18 protein-coding genes are annotated in these 19,198 nt (G+C 42.2%); 3 read left to right on the top strand and 15 right to left on the bottom strand.

Going from position 1 to position 19,198, the window contains the following annotated elements; all coding sequences use genetic code 11:
* Nucleotides 1–64 precede the first annotated feature (64 nt).
* A complete protein-coding gene (locus JNUCC31_RS31105) occupies nucleotides 65–2,176 on the bottom strand; it encodes a M1 family metallopeptidase (RefSeq protein ID WP_228469335.1) in 2,112 nt (703 codons plus the stop codon).
* Nucleotides 2,177–2,441: 265 nt separating this feature from the next.
* Between JNUCC31_RS31105 and JNUCC31_RS33985 the strand changes: the two genes are divergently transcribed.
* Nucleotides 2,442–2,789, top strand: coding sequence for a DUF421 domain-containing protein (locus JNUCC31_RS33985; protein WP_323374354.1), 348 nt, complete (start codon nucleotides 2,442–2,444; stop codon nucleotides 2,787–2,789).
* Between the two features lie 91 nt (nucleotides 2,790–2,880).
* On the opposite strand, the gene JNUCC31_RS31100 is transcribed toward JNUCC31_RS33985, so the two are convergent.
* The 3 genes from JNUCC31_RS31100 to JNUCC31_RS31090 form a co-directional block, all read right to left on the bottom strand.
* Entirely contained in the window at nucleotides 2,881–3,318 is a 438-nt protein-coding gene (locus JNUCC31_RS31100; RefSeq protein ID WP_192267139.1) for a MarR family winged helix-turn-helix transcriptional regulator, read from the bottom strand.
* 78 nt (nucleotides 3,319–3,396) lie between these two features.
* Entirely contained in the window at nucleotides 3,397–3,750 is a 354-nt protein-coding gene (locus JNUCC31_RS31095; protein WP_192267138.1) for a rhodanese-like domain-containing protein, read from the bottom strand.
* 442 nt (nucleotides 3,751–4,192) lie between these two features.
* Nucleotides 4,193–5,233 carry an NAD(P)-dependent alcohol dehydrogenase gene (locus JNUCC31_RS31090; protein WP_192267137.1) on the bottom strand — a complete coding sequence of 347 codons (1,041 nt, stop codon included), beginning with the start codon at nucleotides 5,231–5,233 and terminating at the stop codon, nucleotides 4,193–4,195.
* Between the two features lie 305 nt (nucleotides 5,234–5,538).
* On the opposite strand from JNUCC31_RS31090, the gene JNUCC31_RS31085 reads away from it, so the two are divergent.
* Nucleotides 5,539–5,952 (top strand): MerR family transcriptional regulator, encoded by a 414-nt coding sequence (locus tag JNUCC31_RS31085; RefSeq protein ID WP_192267136.1) that lies wholly within the window; start codon nucleotides 5,539–5,541, stop codon nucleotides 5,950–5,952.
* Nucleotides 5,953–6,014: 62 nt separating this feature from the next.
* On the opposite strand, the gene JNUCC31_RS31080 is transcribed toward JNUCC31_RS31085, so the two are convergent.
* The 7 genes from JNUCC31_RS31080 to JNUCC31_RS31050 form a co-directional block, all read right to left on the bottom strand.
* Entirely contained in the window at nucleotides 6,015–6,581 is a 567-nt protein-coding gene (locus JNUCC31_RS31080; protein ID WP_228469334.1) for a sugar O-acetyltransferase, read from the bottom strand.
* A gap of 166 nt (nucleotides 6,582–6,747) precedes the next feature.
* Entirely contained in the window at nucleotides 6,748–7,263 is a 516-nt protein-coding gene (paiA, locus tag JNUCC31_RS31075) for a spermidine/spermine N(1)-acetyltransferase (RefSeq protein ID WP_192267134.1), read from the bottom strand.
* Between the two features lie 299 nt (nucleotides 7,264–7,562).
* Entirely contained in the window at nucleotides 7,563–8,435 is an 873-nt protein-coding gene (locus JNUCC31_RS31070; protein WP_062319334.1) for a YitT family protein, read from the bottom strand.
* Between the two features lie 155 nt (nucleotides 8,436–8,590).
* A complete protein-coding gene (locus JNUCC31_RS31065) occupies nucleotides 8,591–8,779 on the bottom strand; it encodes a hypothetical protein (protein WP_192267133.1) in 189 nt (62 codons plus the stop codon).
* 24 nt (nucleotides 8,780–8,803) lie between these two features.
* Complete coding sequence (gene tlp / locus JNUCC31_RS31060) at nucleotides 8,804–9,031, bottom strand: small acid-soluble spore protein Tlp (protein ID WP_192267132.1); 228 nt, start codon at nucleotides 9,029–9,031, stop codon at nucleotides 8,804–8,806.
* Between the two features lie 177 nt (nucleotides 9,032–9,208).
* On the bottom strand, nucleotides 9,209–10,336 hold the full coding sequence (gene nspC, locus JNUCC31_RS31055) for a carboxynorspermidine decarboxylase (protein WP_192273495.1): 1,128 nt from the start codon (nucleotides 10,334–10,336) through the stop codon (nucleotides 9,209–9,211).
* 1 nt (nucleotide 10,337) lies between these two features.
* On the bottom strand, nucleotides 10,338–11,576 hold the full coding sequence (locus JNUCC31_RS31050) for a saccharopine dehydrogenase family protein (RefSeq protein WP_062319327.1): 1,239 nt from the start codon (nucleotides 11,574–11,576) through the stop codon (nucleotides 10,338–10,340).
* 926 nt (nucleotides 11,577–12,502) lie between these two features.
* Between JNUCC31_RS31050 and xynC the strand changes: the two genes are divergently transcribed.
* Entirely contained in the window at nucleotides 12,503–13,774 is a 1,272-nt protein-coding gene (xynC, locus tag JNUCC31_RS31045) for a glucuronoarabinoxylan endo-1,4-beta-xylanase XynC (protein ID WP_416234339.1), read from the top strand.
* 176 nt (nucleotides 13,775–13,950) lie between these two features.
* On the opposite strand, the gene JNUCC31_RS31040 is transcribed toward xynC, so the two are convergent.
* The 4 genes from JNUCC31_RS31040 to JNUCC31_RS31025 all read right to left on the bottom strand — a co-directional run bounded on the left by JNUCC31_RS31040 (nucleotide 13,951) and on the right by JNUCC31_RS31025 (nucleotide 19,066).
* On the bottom strand, nucleotides 13,951–16,446 hold the full coding sequence (locus JNUCC31_RS31040) for an FAD-dependent oxidoreductase (RefSeq protein WP_192267131.1): 2,496 nt from the start codon (nucleotides 16,444–16,446) through the stop codon (nucleotides 13,951–13,953).
* Entirely contained in the window at nucleotides 16,443–16,763 is a 321-nt protein-coding gene (locus tag JNUCC31_RS31035) for an ArsR/SmtB family transcription factor (RefSeq protein WP_192267130.1), read from the bottom strand. The genes JNUCC31_RS31040 and JNUCC31_RS31035 overlap by 4 nt, the downstream gene beginning before the upstream one ends.
* A gap of 202 nt (nucleotides 16,764–16,965) precedes the next feature.
* Nucleotides 16,966–17,799, bottom strand: a complete 834-nt coding sequence (locus tag JNUCC31_RS31030) for an alpha/beta hydrolase (RefSeq protein WP_192267129.1) — start codon at nucleotides 17,797–17,799, stop codon at nucleotides 16,966–16,968.
* A 52-nt stretch (nucleotides 17,800–17,851) separates the two neighbouring features.
* Nucleotides 17,852–19,066 (bottom strand): SGNH/GDSL hydrolase family protein, encoded by a 1,215-nt coding sequence (locus JNUCC31_RS31025; protein WP_192267128.1) that lies wholly within the window; start codon nucleotides 19,064–19,066, stop codon nucleotides 17,852–17,854.
* Nucleotides 19,067–19,198: the final 132 nt, after the last annotated feature.

The raw sequence follows: 19,198 nt of genomic DNA, 5'->3' as shown, positions 1-19,198 counted from the left end.
CAAGCAGCCAAACAAACCAGAAATGATCTCAAATCAAAAAAAGTCGCCATTTAGGCGACTAGGGTTATTCCTCGGCGAAAAATTTCGAAAGTGGATTGTCCACTTTTTTATCTCTTGTTACCTTACCATTCTTGTCCAACACATAGTACTGATAATAAGCATTGGTGAATCCGATGGATTCCTGCATTTTCATCAAGTATGATTCAAGTGCTCCATTATTCAGATGATCTTCATTCCAGTAATAGTGAAGCATCAAGCGATTCTGATTATACGGATGTTTGATAACGTAGGCTCCATTAGCAGATGGCTGACTCATGGTTTTCTTCCATTGAAAACCGATTTTATCTGCTCGGTCCATGATGTTGGACTTTAACGCTTGAACCCAACCGTTCGATTGCGCATTACCAATCACAATCACATTGCTGCTTGCCAGCTCCTTTTTCATTTTTTGCTTCAAGATCTGACGATCCCGGATCACATCATACTTCAGTCCACTCAAATCGAAAAGAGTTGTCAGTTGGCTAACCATGAATTCCTGTTGTTTGCTCGCTGACTTGCTCACCTGATCACTGAGCACAATGGCTAATGGCTCACCTTGAAGGGCTTTATCCATCACACGGCTCATCGTTTCAAAAGGCAAATTCGGGACCTGCGTTAATGCTGATTCATACAGCAATTGAAACTGATCATGAAGATATGCGGTTTTTTCCTCGTTCGACAGTTGATATTCAGGCTTCAGTACAAAATTAGGCTGATATAGCGCCTGCTTCATATCATTTCGAGCCTCTGCCCCTAATACATCTTCTATCGTCTGAAGAAGTCCTTCAATCGTAGCGTTTTGGTACACATAACGTTTAAAATAGGCTTTCATAAATGTATCAAATTTCTCTTCTCCGACGGATCGGTACAGTTGATATATCGCCTGGCGACCTTTCTCATAAAAGACGGGACTTGCCAAGTCTCCAACCTCTTCATTGGTCGAAGCTATAGCTTTATCTATAGTGGAATCGTCAAATTGGATGGATTTAAAACCTTTTAGCTTATCTCCATGTTTCTCAGCAAAATATACCATGGAAAAATCCGCAAAACCTTCGTCCAGGAAAGACTCTGTCTCTGAATTATTTCCGATTAATGCATGGAACCACTGATGTGCAATTTCATGAACAAATACGGTATCCTGTTCCGGATCGGAATTTAGGCCGATTTGTCCCATTTGAATGACCCTTGAATACTCGATGGCCACACCTTCCACATATGATTCGACAATTCGGAATTCCGGATAAGGGTACTTACCATATTTGTCACTGTAAAAATTAATGACTTTAAATGCCTGATCAATATACCCATCAACAATCTTTTTCTTTCCCGGTTGATTATCAAAATAATAATACTCCACTGTAAGCCCATTACGGGTTACGCTGTCCACTTTGAAGTTCGGGCTGGCAAAAAAAACAAACTCCCTCGTATTCTGGGCCACAGCTGACACCACTTTGCGCCCAATTTCGACATTATTCCGTGTTGTTATCGTACCAGGCATCATGACCTGATATTGTTCGGGAACATCGAACTGAACTTCATAATCTGCGGAAGTGTAGTAATCCGTTTCAAAGGTTGGACTATAGGGTTTGGTATCCCATTCATGCTTGGTCTCGTCATAGACAGACACTACTGGAAACCAGTGAGCTCCATTGATTATATCTTTGTAATACGATAAGCGTTGTGAGCCGTATGGAATCTTCACATCAAATCCCACTTGAACAGAGACGGTCTCACCGGGCTGAAGGGGCTGCTCCAATTTCACCGTCAAGGCCTGGTTTTTATTACTGAAATCAAGAGCTTTAGTCCCGTTCGTCACTCGTTGAATATCAATCCCGCCAAGAAAGTCCTCTGGTTTCTTATCAGGGCTATTTTTGCTTATTTCTTCATTGGAACGTTCAAACATGGTCGTCTGTGTTGATTTCGAAAGATTGGCATCCGCATAAGTATGAAAAACCAGTTGCTTCAATGTATCTTTGCTTGTATTTCGATAAGTAATGGATTCACTCCCCGCTATTGTCATATTCTTCTCGTCCAGCCTAGCTTGAATCTGGTATTGGATAGGCGCTTGAGTCTGAATATCCGCTGTGGCCTTTGAAATAGTAGATTCAGGAGCTGCATAAGCGGCAGTACTTCCCATACTTATTATTGGGCATGCGGTCAGAATCATAGCGAGTGCACTGATGGCTGTTATTCTGATTCGATTTGATGTTAATGAACGTGAATGAATGATATAAATCTCTCCCTCGAATGTTTTTTGAAGCACTGATGCAAGTATAGTCGGCCAACCTTACACTGGTTTAATGAGCAACTTAAATTTCGTTTAAAAAAAGTGACCGTTTGCATTAAATAGCCTTCCAAATGTTTCGACTGATTTTATAAAGCGTCGTATTCTGGACTTCTGGATGAATTGCACGTTCAAAGTTATGTATGTTTTTTTTACTAATCGACAGGGTAATTGTTCATCATGGATTTGTTTTAATGGAGGGGATATCAATATGTTTATGGATTTAACTATCAAGCTCGTGATTAGCTTTTTCGGTCTCTGGGCCATCACTTTTATCACGGGTAGAAAAACGTTAAGTCAACTTACACCGTTAGACTTCCTATCTTCATTAGTACTAAGTGAAATTGTGGGAAATACGCTCTATGACGACCAAGTAAAAGTAACTCATCTCATATTTACATTGGCCGTTTGGACTGCCCTCGCTTACCTAGGGGATGGGAGGCTGTATATCATACCGAAAAAATGAAAGAAAAAGAACTCCAATCAGAGGTTAAATAATAAAACAATCGTTCCGAGGTGACATACCAAGAAACGATTGTTTTGCTGTACAGACATCATCATTCAATTGTACTTCGCTGAATCAATGCATGAAGTTCTTTTTGAAGCCCGTCTTCCAGGCAAGCCGATTGAATGGTTTCGTTAAAAGTAACCAAAGCTTTTTTAAATTTATTTTCCCCTAGGTCTGTTAAGCAAGTATAGACCCCTCTTCGATCATTTTCACAAACATGCCGTTGTAAGGCACCACAGTTTTTGGCTTCCATTCTCACGACAAGTCGTGATATGGCACTCTGACTAAGGCCGACCAAGTCCTGCAACTGCTGCAATCTTAGTTGCTTATCACTGGTTTGAGATAGATAATAAAGAACATAGAATTCCTTTAATGACAGGCTGTACTTCTCTTCTAAGGCACTTTCCAACCGGTTATTAATCTTTGTTTGAATGTCGCTAAAGCTTAGCCAATGATTCAAAAGTTTGTTATCAATATCGGTATTCATCACGTTTCACCTGTTCTATATCATAGTATGTAGTGGATAGGTTATTATCATGGAGTTAAGTTGATCTGAATATAGTCATTATAAACTGCACTTGATGACATAGATAAATTGGAATCCTTGCTTTCGTAAAATTCGCGCCGCTTTTTTGGATCTGAGCAGCCCAGTAGACAAGATCATTACATGATCCTCGGGTATAAGATGGTTCCCCCAAACGTATGGAAGACGTCCCAGCGAGATATTGATAGTTCCGGCCGTAGGATCAGTCCAATACTCCAATGCATCCCGGATATCCAAGATCTTGTAATCACCAAATTCATCTCTTCTGCTCATAAAGTCTTTATAATCCAGATGTTTAAGGTTTGGTACAGGCCATAATTGACGTCCAACTACGAAAAAAATAATAATAACGGATAAAAATATCAACCAAAACATGCCGAAACCCTCACCAGAGCATCTTCGCCTGTTTTTCGCCCCATAGCGAACCCCTCCTTGTAAAACTTTCATCCACAAGCCTTCTGTTAACGCCGGATTAAGTCGATGGATTAAAAGCAAATAAATAAAAGCATGCGCATGCATGTAATTTAACGTAAAAAATATATGCTGTCAAGTAAGTTGCAACATGAAGCCCTTTCGTTTCAATAGTTCCATTTCCCTCGTAGTCTTTCGGACATGTCTCATGTAACGTTAAGGGATAAAGCCTGATGCATGCTGAATTAGCATACATCAAGCTTTAAATCTGCTTCATGGCAGTATTTCAACACCGACTGATCAAGCATATTATAATAACGGGTGTTCATACCTCGCCAACTAACGAGTGCTTGGAATGGTGTAATCCATTTAGCTGGCTGTTTGAATTACGAAAAGCCACTGTAATTTAAATTGTGCTAGTGTCAATTACGAATCTGTACTTCACGTCGGAAGCTAATACACGTTTATATGCTTCGTCAATTTGGTCAGCTGAAATAACTTCGATCTGAGGCACGATGTCATGTTCTGCACAGAAATCAAGCATTTCCTGCGTCTCGCGGATGCCGCCAATCATTGAACCTGCGAACGAACGACGATGACCGATAAGGGACATTACGTTTACGGCCAACGGTTCCCCGGGAGCACCCACGTTAACCAGAGTACCATCCAGAGTAAGTAGTGCAAAATAAGCATTGATGTCAATATTCGCACTCACGGTGTTAATAATCAAATCAAAGGAGCCAGCGAGTTTTTCGAAGGTTTCTGGCTCACTAGTAGCATAGTAACGATCTGCTCCAAATTGCAAGCCATCCTCCTTCTTCTTCAATGATTGTGACAGAACCGTTACCTCTGCACCCATGGCATGCGCAATTTTGACCGCCATATGACCAAGACCGCCCATTCCTACTACAGCTACTTTCTTACCTGGTCCAGCTCCCCAATGATGCAGCGGCGAGTATGTTGTAATCCCTGCACAAAGTAGGGGTGCAGCCGCATCAAGCTCGATGTTGTCAGGAATACGAACGATGAAGCCTTCGGTAACGACAATGTGAGTGGAATACCCTCCTTGTGTAGGTTCGCCGTACTTGTCCACACCTGCGTAGGTAGGAATATTCCCTTTGAGGCAGTATTGCTCTTCTCCTCGGCGGCAGTTTTCACATTCACCACAGGAGTCAACCATGCATCCGACTCCTACTCGGTCACCAACCTTGTACTTTGAAACTTCGGGTCCCACTTCTGTGACAATTCCTGCGATCTCATGCCCAGGTACGAGGGGATAATTTACTGGGCCCCATTCGCCATGTGCCGTATGGATGTCAGAGTGGCATATGCCAGCATATTTAATTTCGATCAGGACATCATGAGAATCAAGATCGCGTCGATTAATCTCAGCCGCCCGGAACGATTGGTCCGGACCGTCTACAGCTCGTGCTTTTGCAGTTATCATAAAAAAAGCCTCCTAAAGTTTCGTTTTCCAAGAGAATTGACTCATAGGGTACAAGGTCATGACCCGATTCGAATTTCGCCTGAATTCATCCCAGCATCTTCTCTTGTAAAACAATCTTAATCCCTCTAGTTAACTCTAGGTCAATTATTTTTATAAAAAATTCATGTACAGGAGGCTTTGAAATCAAATGAATATATGTTTGGGATGGTGTATGTCTACTTTGACATCCCTTATGCAACGTGGTAAAATCCCGAAAGATCCTAGAGTTAACTCGAAGTCTAGCTACTATGAAAAGGAGACAATGAATGACGTATTCAATCAGCGAAGTTGCAAAGGAATTGAATCTTACCGTGTATACCTTGCGTTACTACGACAAGGAAGGACTCATGCCATTTGTAGAACGTACCCCTAGCGGAGCGCGAAAGTTTAAAGAATCAGATATCGACTTTTTAAAAATCATTCAATGTCTAAAATCTACGGGGATGCCGATCAAGGATATCAAAGATTTCATTGAATGGTGCTCCGAGGGCGATTCCACCTTACAGGAAAGATATAATATGTTTACGGAACGCAAGGCTAGTGTAGAAGCACAGATGGAAGAGCTGAAAAAGACCATGGAAGTCATCGAACATAAATGTTCCTACTATAAGACTGCACTCAGTGCTGGAACGGAAGAAATTCATAAAACCAATAGAATCGGGAACTTTGTTACCAGTTAACTACTGCATACTAACTACTAAAAGCCTAAAGTCTGTTGACTTTAGGCTTCTGATTAAGTTTGTTATTCTTCAATTGTTTTGATCACTTTTGCAGGTATACCAGCCACAATGGTGTTGGCAGGTACGTCTTTTGTCACGACGGCCCCTGCCGAAATAATGGAATTTTCACCGACGGTTACACCGGGCATAATGGTTGCCGCGATGCCAATCCAGGCCCCTTTTTTGATGACAATGGGAGTGGAAACGGTGGATCTTCTTTGGGAGGGCGCGACAGGATGATTAATCGTCACGAGATTGACTTTGGGGGCAATCAAAACATGATCTTCAATAGTTATGCCACCTCGATCCATGAACGTGCAGCCTTGGTTGATAAATACGTGTTTACCCACTCGGATATTTTGACCATAGTCCGTATAAAACGGTGGCAACAACTCAAACGTCTCATTCACAATTTCTCCTGTTAATTGGCTGAACAGGTCTCTAACTTTGGCAGCATTATGATACCCCGTATTCAACCCTGCAATCAGCTTTTGTGCATGTTCAATAGCTACACCAATTTTATAAAACTCCGGATCGTGAATTGAAACGACTTCACCTGAACGATCTCTTTCAAAGATGTCTTTACTCATTATCATATCACCCTTCAATGTTTTTTTAAGACTTGAACATGATTACCGTACAACCTCGATTCAACTCTAGGTCAACTACAATCTGCAATTGAACTATAAAAAAGTCACTAATCAGTTGAGATCAGTGACTTAAACTCATTTTTCCGTTGATACTAAGCAGTATTCCCTAAATTTTTTTGACCATAATGAAATCCGTTTGTTCTTCATCCCCCATATAAAATGAGTGTGTGCCAGTTTGAATAAATCCCATTTTCTTGTAAAAGGCTATAGCATTATCATTTTTTTCCCAGACCCCAAGCCAAATGTTCTTCTTGTGATGTTCTATGGCTATCTCCATAGCTTTATTGAGCAAATATTTACCTAACCCATGTTTTTGAAATTTGTTTTGGATATATATTCTTTCAATCTCCAGCGAATCATCCCCCATATTCTCGGTTTGAGCTTCATTTATATTTACTTTTAAATATCCAGCTAGATCTTCATCAAAATAGATAAAATAGATTTCTGAATGGGTATTGGATAATTCCCCCTCCAACTGTGTATTGTTAAACGCTCTTTCCATATAGCCCTTCAAGTTTTCAGGGGAATTCTGTGCTTGAAATGTATCTTTGAATGTTTCAATACTGATTTCCTGGAGTTTTTGTAAATCTTCAGGACTGCATCGTACCACTCTTACATTCATGGGTATCTCTCCTTTAACAAATTACATGATGTCTCTAGGCTACTTTTCATACTTGTGTGAAAAGAAACCGCCATGCTTTTTTTGTTGTAAATACAACAAAATTATATATTAAATCTATCCTATAATTGTATAGTTTGCAACAAAAATTAAGAAGTTATCTTTTATTATTTGAAGTGAACGATCAGGTACTCTTCAATAGAAGCATCTTTAATTTTGGAATTCATCTGTGTGCCTCATGTTAGATTCAATAAATAATGCGCTGACGAGAGAACTTCTCTGCCAACGCATTATTTTAGTGATTAATGGATATCTTTCTTTTTAAAATTACCGCCCTTAACTTCGGCTACATCGTAGACTACAATAAAAGCATTGGGGTCAATTTCATGAATGATATCTTTGATCTTGCTTTCTTCCATACGGTTGATTACACAAGTAATTTCTTTGAATTGTTCATTGGAGTAACCACCATAAGCATCAGTATAGGTTGCTCCACGACCCAAACGGTCACGAATGGTTTCCACCATGATTTCAGGTTGATTTGTGATGATTTTAAAGGTTTTGGAGCCGCTCAATCCTTCTTCAACAATATGAATCACTTTGGAAGCGATGTAATATGCAAGTGCAGACAGGATAGCCCCTTGCAGACCAAATACGGTCGAAACGACAATAAAGACAAACATGTTCAAGAATAAGATTAGATCACTGGTTCCAAAAGGTAATTTTCGTGAAAGCAGTACAGCCAACATATCTATTCCATCCAAAGCCCCACCATTACGCAATGCCAAACCCATACCAAAACCGATGATAATCCCGCCCACGACGGTAATTAACAAGGTATCTCCTTGTATAATCGTTGGCACATGGTGCATAAGGCTTGTACCAACGGCTAGCGAAGCAATACCGATAATGGAATAAATCGCGAAACTTTTACCTATTTGTTTATAGCCTAACCAGACAAATGGAATGTTGATTACACCAATCAGCATCCCTAACGGTAAACCAAACAGTTTAGAACCAACGATACTCAGGCCTGTTACACCACCATCTGAGACATTGTTGGGAATTAATACGGCTTCAAGACCATATGAGGTTATAAAAGCCCCAATCATAATCAATAACACTTTCGAGATGATCTTCAGTTTGTTTGATTTTTGCGTGTTCCTTTGATTCATTCCTTTTCCCCCTTGGACATTTAACCGATAGGAAATAGTCTATAATAATTGTCACTACGTTTGCAAATTAATCGTCATTAGTTTCAAGTAAAACAAATAAGCCGATCCAGAAAAGGATCAGCTTATTCATATAGCCTTATTTTAGTTATTTGGGATCAAGCACGTTTGTTCTCGACAGATTTCATACGGTTTTGATCATCAGGCACGTGGTCATGACTAAATTCCTGACCTGCTTCTACCTCACCTGGACCAGAAACAACGCGTGAAAAATTGGTGAACTGCCTTTTTTGCTCATCCAGTTCGTGTTTTTGCTCAAGAAGCTCCTGCGGATCTTGGTCTGGCATATGTTAACCTCCAAGAAATCATATTTATGAGTTTTGCTGGTGTTTGGCTTCATCTTGAATTTCTTCTCTGAATCCGGAAATGCTATGTTTACGGCGTTCATTTTTTTCCTCGATTTGCGCTTTTTCCTGTCCTGGAATTTCATCTCCGAATTCCTCGAGATAATCTTTCGCTTCCCGGTAATTTTCGATCGTGTTTTGAACGGCGTTTTGCAAGTGCTCTACATTATCCTTACGATTATCCGGTTTGCTCATATTTGTCACCTCCCATAAATGGAATCATGCTATTTATACGCACTACTGAAGTTTTCCATAAGAGCGTGTTACTTATGCATGAAATTCAAAATGTAACTATGCTTTGCTTGTTTGATCGCTGCTCTACAGCACAAAAAACCGGATTCTGGTATCGAATCCGGTTGTGTGTTTAATCATTTATGCCAATCTCATTTTAAAATCCTGATAGCCAAACTCACGAACCACTTCGCAATCGCCATCTTTTCTTTTCACAGCAATAGCTGGTAACGGCATGCCGTTGAACGTATTCGTTTTGACCATGGAATAAATCGCCATATCCTCAAATACTAACCTGTCACCCGTCATCAGTGGTTGGTCAAATGAATAATCGCCGATCACATCACCTGATAGGCAGGTTTGACCGCCAAGTCGGTACAGGTGGGCTTTCTCCCCTGCTTCTCCCGAACCGATAAGTGGTGGGCGATATGGCATCTCAAGTACGTCTGGCATATGGCAAGTGGCCGAGGTATCCAGAATGGCAATATCCATTCCATTCTTATGGAAATCAAGTACGGAAGTTACCAGGAACCCCGCATTGAGCGCAACGGCCTCGCCAGGCTCCAGATATACTTCCAGACCATACTTTTCCTGCATCCGTTTGATACATGCTTCCAGTCTTGGAATGTCATAATCTTCGCGTGTGATATGGTGACCGCCGCCGAAGTTGATCCACTCCATTTGAGGCAGCCATTGTCCAAACTTCTCTTCTACTGCATTCAACGTCGTTTCCAGATCATCGGAATTTTGTTGGCACAATGTATGAAAGTGTAGTCCGGATACACCTTCCAGCAGCTCCTTCCGGAAATCTTCGTGCTTGGCACCGAACCTAGAACCAGGAGAACATGGATCGTAAATCTCATGACCCTCCTGAGTCGAGCATTCAGGATTAATACGGAGACCCACTTTTCGGCCAGCCTGAAGTGCTTTGTCCTTGAATTTCTCCAGTTGGGAGAATGAATTAAAAATAATATGATCACAAATCGAGAGAATCTCATCAATCTCATCTTCGCGATAAGCCGGGGCAAAAACATGGTTCTCCTTGCCCATCTCCTCATGACCCAGGCGGGCTTCATACAGCCCGCTCGCCGTTGCACCGCTCAGGTATTCTCCAATGAGCGGATACATCGTGGTCATGGAAAAAGCTTTCTGAGCCAGCACGATTTTGGCTCCTGTACGTTGCATGACACCGTTCAGAATTTTGAGATTTCTCTCGATAAGTCCCTCGTCAACAACAAAGCATGGCGTCGGTAATTGCTCGAAACGCATCTTAACGAACAAGCTCCGATTCCTTGACTTCTTCCGGCAGTTCGTCAACGAGTACCGGGTTGAAATCTTCAACCCATGGAAGTCCCCATTTGTTCAATTCTTCCATGAACGGATCCGGGTTGAACTCTTCCACGTTGTACACGCCTGGTTTGTTCCATTTGCCAGTCATCACCATTGCTGCACCAATCATGGCCGGAACGCCAGTAGTGTAAGAAATCGCTTGGGAACCAACCTCTTTGTAGCATTCTTGGTGATCGCAAATGTTGTACACGTAGTACGTTTTGTCTTGGCCGTCTTTTTTGCCTTTGAAGATGCAACCAATGTTCGTTTTGCCTACAGTCCGTGGTCCCAGAGACGCCGGATCTGGCAGTACCGCCTTCAGGAATTGCAGCGGAATGATTTGTTTGCCTTCGAATTCGATAGGCTCGATCGAAGTCATGCCCACATTTTCAAGTGCTTTCAGGTGTGTCAGGTAGCTTTGGCCAAATGTCATGAAGAAACGAATGCGTTTCAGACCAGGCATATTTTTGGCCAGAGACTCCAGCTCTTCATGATATAGCAGATACATGTCTTTTTCGCCAACTTCCTTGAAGTCATAGACACGTTTAATTTCCATCGGTTTTGTTTCGATCCATTCACCATTTTCCCAATATCTTCCGTTTGCCGAAACTTCACGGATATTGATTTCAGGGTTGAAATTGGTTGCGAACGGGTATCCGTGATCGCCGCCATTGCAGTCCAGAATATCAATATATTCAATCTCGTCAAAATAGTGTTTCAAAGCATAAGCAGAGAATACGCCAGTTACGCCTGGGTCAAATCCACTGCCGAGCAGTGCCGTAATACCCGCTTTTTCGAAACGCTCTTTGTAATCCCACTGCCAGCTGTATTCGAATTTCGCTGTATCTTCTGGCTCATAGTTCGCTGTATCCATGTAATTGGTTTTAGTTGCAAGGCAAGCATCCATGATTGTCAGGTCTTGGTAAGGCAATGCCAGGTTCATGACGATATCCGGTTTAACTTCGTTGATGAGGGCGATCAGTTCGTCAACGTTATCAGCATCCACTTGAGCTGTCGTAATTTTTGTTTTGCCGCCGTCCAGTTTGGCTTTGAGATCGTCACATTTGGATTTTGTACGACTTGCGATGCAAATTTCCTCAAATACTTCGCTGTTTTGAACGCATTTATGAACCGCTACTGAAGCTACGCCACCGGCGCCGATGATTAGTGCTTTTCCCATTTTCCATTCTCCTAACCCAATATGAATTTTTTTAAATTAATTTCATTATTTTTCTCATTTTTCAACTTCCGCCCGTTCTGAACCAACAAAAAAAGCAAGGTGAAAAATGCCACAATCGCGCATCATCACACTTGCTTGTCGATATACATCATAAAAAAGACGCAAAGTCTCCATAACTAAAAAAGTTCAAAAGAACCCCTCTAGTGGAAAGCTTCATCATGTATATCAATATCAGATCAGAGTCTATATAGCAAATAATTCGCCTTTACCACTCTTATTGACCGTTTCACAAGTTGATGTGCAGATGCACTGGTTGTAAAGTAACCAACTTATAAAATTTGAGCTTTTAACTCAATCAATAAGGCAACATAAGTTGCCAATCGGCGTTTGACCCGGCTGTCCGTATGGCCTTAACTTCCTTGGAAGGAGTGGTCAAAAATTATCTGCTGGAAAGACCTGATTAATGTCGATATATCTGCTTTCCAAAATCACAGGTCTTACGATATCAGATACTTTAAAAAAAATCAAGGGATCAAAAAAAATAAATTTATTCCTTTCATTTGCTCACTCCTGATTTGCCTGTAACATCTTCTATGAATCTTCCTCTGTATGACAATGGAAGTTCCCCTCTTCTCGAAGAAATCCCCTTAGTTTCCTGAAATTCAACTCCTTCTCCCAAGGGAATTACGAAAATAAGTGGTCTTTTGCATTACACAAACAACTGGAATTTATCCGGTTTAATTTCCTTGTATTTTTTAATAGAATTAAATTCATAAATATACAAAAAAATATAAATCATGCGAAATTTTCTTCCAAGTATGAAAGGAGGTGATTAAAAGCAAGTCAATGTCCAAAACAAGCATATCATATCATTTCATTTCATTTGCTTGTCCGATTGATAAATTCATTTTAAGAGGAGGATGTACATGTTGTCATTCAAGTTGAAGAAATCGATCAATATTCTTTTGGCCTGCCTTACTGCCCTGCCGCTTATGTTGACGCCGATCCAAGTCTCGGCCGCAAGCGATGTTACTGTAAACTTATCCTCTCAAAAGCAGCTGATCAAGGGATTTGGAGGAATTAATCACCCCGCCTGGATCGGAGATTTGACGTCTTCACAAAGAGATACAGCTTTTGGTAATGGACAGAATCAGCTGGGGTTTTCCATCCTGCGCATGTATATTGATGATAACAAGAACAATTGGTATAAAGAAATACCAACGGCAAAACGAGCCATTGAACAAGGCGCCATCGTCTTTGCCTCACCATGGAATCCTCCCAGTGATATGGTTGAAACATTCAATCGCAATGGAGACACTGCGGCTAAGCGACTTAAATACGACAAATACGCTGCGTATGCCCAGCACCTGAACGACTTTGTTTCTTACATGAAATCCAACGGAGTTAATCTCTATGCAATCTCCGTACAGAATGAACCGGATTATGCGCATGATTGGACGTGGTGGACGCCTCAGGAAATGCTTCGATTCATGAAAGATTATGCCGGCTCCATTACCGGTACGAAAGTAATGGCGCCCGAATCCTTCTCTTACCTGAAAGAAATGTCAGACCCCATACTGAATGATCCGCAAGCTCTAGCCAACATGGACATTCTGGGTGCCCATACGTATGGTACGCAATTCAGTAATTTCCCTTACCCCCTTTTTAAACAAAAAGGTGCTGGAAAGGAACTTTGGATGTCAGAGGTATATTACCCCAATAGTAATGCAAATTCGGCAGATCTTTGGCCTGAAGCGTTGGATGTCTCCTATCACATCCATAATGCAATGGTAGAGGCAGACTTCCAGGCATATGTATGGTGGTATATTCGTAGACAATACGGTCCCATGAAAGAGGATGGCACCATCAGCAAACGGGGATATAATATGGCCCATTTCTCCAAGTTTGTTCGGCCAGGCTTTGTAAGAGTGGATGCGACTAAAAATCCGGATACTCAAACGTTTATCTCCGCATATAAAGGAGACAACAAAGTAGTGATCGTAGCAATCAACCGAGGAACTTCCGCTGTAAACCAAAAGTTTGTATTGCAGAACGGAAACGCGTCAAACGTATCTTCCTGGATTACAGACAGTACAAGGAATCTGGCAGCCGGCTCTTCAATTAACATGACAGGCAATACTTTTACTGCCCAACTTCCTTCTCAAAGTGTTACGACATTCGTAGCACAGTTAAATTAAATAAGGATGCATTTCCTGGATAACCCACAAAAAAAATCCAATTCCATATTATTTCGTAACCGCATACAAGGACAAAACCCATGAGAAAACCTCTACTGAAAGTTGCTTCAATAAAGGAAGGACAGGCGCTTCGCCTGTCCCTTTTTGTGTCAAATATACATTCAGCGCACTATATTTTATATAAAGAGGTTATGATTGGCATAATCTGCTTGTCCCAAATAATAACCTACGCCACCAATCTTAACCTGCTCCATTAATTCCTGGTGTTGAATGCCCATTAAATCCATTGACATTTGGCAGGCAACCATTTCAACTCCCTGCTCTGCTGCACTTTGAATGAGCTCTTCGAGAGAAGCGATGTTGTTATTCCCCATAATCCCACGGATCACTTTTGGGCCAATACCAAACATATTCATTTTGGACATGCCAAGTTTGCGGCTGCCGCGAGGCAGCATTGTATCAAACATACGGCCTATTATCGTTTTGGAGACTGCTTGCCTTTGAGGCTTGCGTATAATGTTCAAACCCCAAAATGTAAAAAACATGGTAACTTTGCGTCCACTTGCAGCTGCACCATTAGCTATAATGAAGGAAGCAATTGCTTTGTCCAGATCCCCGCTGAAGACAACCATCGTGCTCGCAGATTCTGCGTTAACAGTCTCCACTGTTGAGACCGGAGCATCCTTTGATTTTTTGGACATGACGGCCTCAATAGTTCCATTTTTTCCTCGCACTAATTGATGCAGCGGGGAACCTGACATTGTAGCCCAAGCTTTCACATCTTCATAAAATCCCGGATCGGAAGCTGTTACCCGTAATGCCTGTCCTTCCGTCAATTGATCCATGGTTTTTTTGACTTGCATTAACGGACCTGGACAACTTAAACCACGTACATCCAGTTCTTTATCAACTTGAAGCGATTTCCCGGACGCTAATTGTTCTGAAGAGGTTCCTATTAATGCTGGTCTCTGGTCATTGTGACCCGGATGGCCTTTATCTTCGTGCTTCATGGGTTGTACTGGTGTTGGTCGGAATTGCGCTTGACGGTATGTTTTATAACCCCCACTTAAATTTTTGACATTGTAACCATGCTGACGCAAAATTTGCGAAGCAGTATACCCGCGTAGACCGACTTGACAGTAAACCCAGATTTCTTTGGAAGAATCTAATTCATCTAGTCTTTGACGAAGCTCATCGACCGGAATGGATAATGAATCAGGAATATGTCCATTTTGGTGTTCCAGATCACTTCGCACGTCCAGCAATATGGACTGCTCCGGTTTGCGTAACGATAACTGATCATAACTGTACACATGCACACGACCGGAAATGATATTATCAGCTGCATAACCAGCCATATTAACCGGATCTTTGGCAGAGGAATAAGGCGGCGCATAACTTAACTCAAGCTCTGTCAGATCACTAACATGTCCTCCAAAATGAATGGCTACGGCAATGTCATCAATCCGCTTGTCAACACCCTCATAACCGACCGCTTGAGCACCCAAAATTTTACCAGCCGGTGTAAACAACAGTTTAAGTGTAATTGCACTGGAACCCGGATAATACGATGCATGAGAACTAGGATGTACGATCACTGTCTGATACTCCAAGCCGAGACGCTTTAGTGTTTTTTCATTACTGCCAGTTGCAGCTCCAGTCAGTCCAAACACTTTAATAATGGATGTGCCTTGAGTTCCTTTATAAGTCGAATGTAGTCCGGCAATACGATCAGCAACAATTCGACCCTGTTTATTCGCAGGTCCTGCGAGCGGAATGGCCGTCTTTGTTCCATGAATGTAATCCATCACTTCAATTGCATCACCAACAGCATAAATATGTGGGAGACTCGTCTCTAACGCTTCGTTAACGACAATATGCCCACGTTCGCCTAGCAGAATGCCGCTACTTTTCAGAAAGGCTGTATCAGGAGTCACCCCAATGGCAATAATTACCAAATCTGCGGATAGAACCTCACCACTTGCAAGTTCAACCCCAATGCCCTTCTCGACCGTACGAAAGCCCTGAACACGCTGTGAAAATAGCAGATTAACCCCTTGCTGCTCCATCTCCTGTGCCAATCCTGCTGCCAGTTCGGCATCAAAAGGAGTTAGCAATTGTTCATTGCCTTCAATAAGCGTTACGTCCAGTCCAGCCTCCTTTAAGTTTTCTGCCATTTCCACACCGATAAACCCTCCACCTATAACAATTGAAGATTGGTTGTTAGATGCATTTATCTGCTCCTTGATGCGATCAATATCAGGTACGCTTCGGACGGTATAAATAAGGGGATGGTCTGCACCCGGCAAATGGGGAATAATCGGACGTGCACCCGGTGACAAAATTAACTCGTCATAGCTTTCTACATATTCACCCCGCTCCTGGTTTTGTACCTGAACGGTTTGATTATGCGGATCAATAGCCATGATTTCGCTCTTTGTTCGCACATCAATACGAAAACGGTCAGCCATGCCTTTAGGTGTCTGTACCAGAAGGCGCTCGCGGTCAGCGATCGCGCCTCCAATATAATAAGGTAAGCCGCAATTGGCAAAAGATATATAAGGTCCTTTCTCAAATATAATAATTTCGGCATGTTCATCCAGACGCCGCAAACGTGCAGCGGCAGATGCACCACCTGCTACTCCTCCAACAATCAGTATTTTTTTGCTCATGATTCACAATCTTCCTCTCCAAATAAAATAGGTATAATCTGTACAATCCGTTCGTCAGCCAGCACATAATTCACTTCAAGGCCATTGCGTTCGGTGGCTACGACACCTGCACTGCGTAGTTTCTGAAGATGCTGAGACACCGTTGATTGCGGAAGACCCAGGCACTCCTGCATATATGAAACATTACATTTCTTTTTACGCATCAACCCACGAACAATGCACAGGCGAATGGGGTGAGACAGAGCTTTCAGTAGATTAGCCGGTTCGTCAAACTGTTTTAAATCGTCACTGTCAAATGCAGAAGTACTCAAACTCATTCCTCCCAAATCAATATATTACAATATTACGATATAACGATATTGCTGTCAAACTGATGTTGATTTATTTCTATCTAATCAATAGAAAAACCGCCAGCGTGTGCTAGCGGTGATTCAACATCAAATAATTAAACAAAGAAAGATTTAGTACCGTTCAACATGGCCAATTCAGAACGTTATCCTAAAATTCGCAATTATAAGTTTACATAATATTAATTGTGTTATGTAGATTTCCGTTGCAATCCACTTGTGAGAATTCATTTATATCATCCTTGAAAAGGAGTTGAGAAAACTGATACAGACCGCTTTTCCATACGGGCCAATCATGCCCTCCGTTTTCCTCTTGCCAAATATGTGGAACGTTCTGCTGAGTCAAATAAGCGTGCACATTATCACTGATATGCTTGAGATTATCCTCATCCCCACAGGACAGCCAAAGCTTCCTTACTCGCGCAGCAGTTTCATCAGGATTTGAAACGAGCAACCCCGGATCTCGAGTATTTGGAGCAGCAGAAAAGGCGCCAATCCATGCGAACCGGTCCAGATGATTCAATCCGATATTCAAGGACTGGCCTCCGCCCATGGATAAACCTGCAATTGCCCGGTTTTCCCGCCCTATTCGTGCCGGATAGTTCGATTCGATAAAAGGTATTAAATCGTTAATCAGATCTAGCTCGAAACGTTCAAATGCTTGTATTTTTTCAGGATCAAACAGATCTCCTTCTGCCCTGTCATTCGGCATGGCACGACCATTGGGGAAAACGACAATCATTGGCTCAAGTTTGTTATCAGCATACAGATTATCAAGAATGATCTGTGGAGCGCCATGGGTATACCATTCTGCTTCGTCTCCTCCTATTCCATGCAAAAGATAAAGGACATGATACGTATTTGCCGAAGAAAATCCGGGGGGTGTGTACACCATCGCTTTGCGCGTATTTCCAACCGTTGCCGAAGAGTATTCCACCAATTCAATGATTCCGCGTGGTATGCTCTCCCTAAATTGGTCATATCCTTGTGGTGCTGCTGCTAACATACTACTTCTCCTCCTCCGCACTTGCATCTACTGTTTTGCCTTAATTCAGCGTTTAATTGACATAACCAAAACCGAGAATTGTAAACCATTTGTCCTCGTGACCTTCAGCCATGTCAATCTCGATGGTGTGCTCTCTGGCATGCTTCTCATCAAACAGGAGCATGGCATGACAGTGTGTCCAGTTGATTTGACTTGGGTCAGCTATTCTTACCAGCTTACCATCCACTCTTATATTGGCGATCCCGAACTCGTTACTCCCAGAGTCCTTATAGACCAGGATAAGGCGTTTGCTCCGCAGGATCATCTTAAAGCTGCCATCACCGCTCTCTCGCTTTCCCTTGTGCATCCAATTATTAGGAAAATGAGGAGTGCCAAAGGGGTCATCATCCATCTCTGCCATTTGCAAATCCGTATCCGTTCTCCCAAAGCCGCCCACCTCGATGTGGGCTACACTATCTTCATTCAGTCGATCCAGGAGCTTCACATCCACAAATTCATTCCCGATTAGCGGTGGTTTATCTATTACATGACTCTCTTTGTCCAGGTCAGAATGATTCGTTATATCGAACAACCAGCTTAGACAATCGGCCATGATGTGATGCCCGGCATTGCTCGGGTGATAGATATCGTGGAAGAATTGCTCTCTGGAAATGATCCTTCCATCCTCTGGCGTAAGTTGAAACTGATCCACAACAGCATCCTTCACACTTACCATCGGGAGGTTATAATGCCAACCTACAGGCGCCAGTCGATCCTGCAAATTCCAGTCGTTCTCAAACACACTGAACAGCAGTATGACAGCAGGATCATTGTCAGCTCCAAGAGCTTTGAGCACAAGACTCTCATAACACGTTCCTTGGGTCTCATCATCGGCATCGTTCACCGCGAACTCCACAATGACAATGTCTGGCAGGATTGTTCCTTCTCTAAGGACATCCCGATCATAACGGATGATTCCAAGCTCGGAAGGCGTGCCGCCTAGACCAGCTTTAATAAAACGTAAAGGAACGTTGCTTGTTGAAGCAAACATGTTCCTGAAAAGGCCAAAGGATCGGTAAGCGTAACAATTCGTATGAATCGGTTCAGCCCCGGCACCTTGGGTAATAGAGCCACCGATGTAAGCAATCGTTACTGGCTCACCTCGTTTTGTTTTCTCAATAGCCCTTTTCAGTCTGGCGTTATGCCCTTTATTCAACAACGATTTCGAAATAAACTCACGATAAGCTTGTGATTCAAAGTCCAAATGAGGCTCACTGGTGCCTTGCATGGAAAACCATCCTTTCCCCCATCAATAAGAGTCATGTCATATACTCAAGTGAAATTTTATTTGGCTAATCAAAGTGTAACGCTCACAGTTGAACTCAACAACCTGATAAATGCTATGTCATTACCTGACAAA

Origin of the sequence: Paenibacillus sp. JNUCC-31 (assembly GCF_014844075.1) — a bacterium.
Classification (GTDB): domain Bacteria; phylum Bacillota; class Bacilli; order Paenibacillales; family Paenibacillaceae; genus Paenibacillus.
Note: the sequence above shows the minus strand (reverse complement) of the source record. Positions and strands in the feature narration are given on the sequence as shown.

Coding starts and splice junctions, on each gene's coding strand:
- nspC (WP_192273495.1), bottom strand. CDS start 10,336: ATGCGTTTCGAGCAATTACCGACGCCATGCTTTGTTGTTGACGAGGGA.
- JNUCC31_RS31070 (WP_062319334.1), bottom strand. CDS start 8,435: ATGAATCAAAGGAACACGCAAAAATCAAACAAACTGAAGATCATCTCG.
- tlp (WP_192267132.1), bottom strand. CDS start 9,031: ATGAGCAAACCGGATAATCGTAAGGATAATGTAGAGCACTTGCAAAAC.
- JNUCC31_RS31080 (WP_228469334.1), bottom strand. CDS start 6,581: ATGAGTAAAGACATCTTTGAAAGAGATCGTTCAGGTGAAGTCGTTTCA.
- JNUCC31_RS31035 (WP_192267130.1), bottom strand. CDS start 16,763: ATGAGTTTGAGTACTTCTGCATTTGACAGTGACGATTTAAAACAGTTT.
- JNUCC31_RS31100 (WP_192267139.1), bottom strand. CDS start 3,318: ATGAATACCGATATTGATAACAAACTTTTGAATCATTGGCTAAGCTTT.
- JNUCC31_RS31085 (WP_192267136.1), top strand. CDS start 5,539: ATGACGTATTCAATCAGCGAAGTTGCAAAGGAATTGAATCTTACCGTG.
- paiA (WP_192267134.1), bottom strand. CDS start 7,263: ATGAATGTAAGAGTGGTACGATGCAGTCCTGAAGATTTACAAAAACTC.
- JNUCC31_RS31095 (WP_192267138.1), bottom strand. CDS start 3,750: ATGTTTTGGTTGATATTTTTATCCGTTATTATTATTTTTTTCGTAGTT.
- JNUCC31_RS31050 (WP_062319327.1), bottom strand. CDS start 11,576: ATGGGAAAAGCACTAATCATCGGCGCCGGTGGCGTAGCTTCAGTAGCG.
- JNUCC31_RS31065 (WP_192267133.1), bottom strand. CDS start 8,779: ATGCCAGACCAAGATCCGCAGGAGCTTCTTGAGCAAAAACACGAACTG.
- JNUCC31_RS31105 (WP_228469335.1), bottom strand. CDS start 2,176: ATGGGAAGTACTGCCGCTTATGCAGCTCCTGAATCTACTATTTCAAAG.
- JNUCC31_RS31030 (WP_192267129.1), bottom strand. CDS start 17,799: ATGTTAGCAGCAGCACCACAAGGATATGACCAATTTAGGGAGAGCATA.
- xynC (WP_416234339.1), top strand. CDS start 12,503: ATGTTGTCATTCAAGTTGAAGAAATCGATCAATATTCTTTTGGCCTGC.
- JNUCC31_RS31040 (WP_192267131.1), bottom strand. CDS start 16,446: ATGAGCAAAAAAATACTGATTGTTGGAGGAGTAGCAGGTGGTGCATCT.
- JNUCC31_RS33985 (WP_323374354.1), top strand. CDS start 2,442: ATGAATTGCACGTTCAAAGTTATGTATGTTTTTTTTACTAATCGACAG.
- JNUCC31_RS31025 (WP_192267128.1), bottom strand. CDS start 19,066: ATGCAAGGCACCAGTGAGCCTCATTTGGACTTTGAATCACAAGCTTAT.
- JNUCC31_RS31090 (WP_192267137.1), bottom strand. CDS start 5,233: ATGATAACTGCAAAAGCACGAGCTGTAGACGGTCCGGACCAATCGTTC.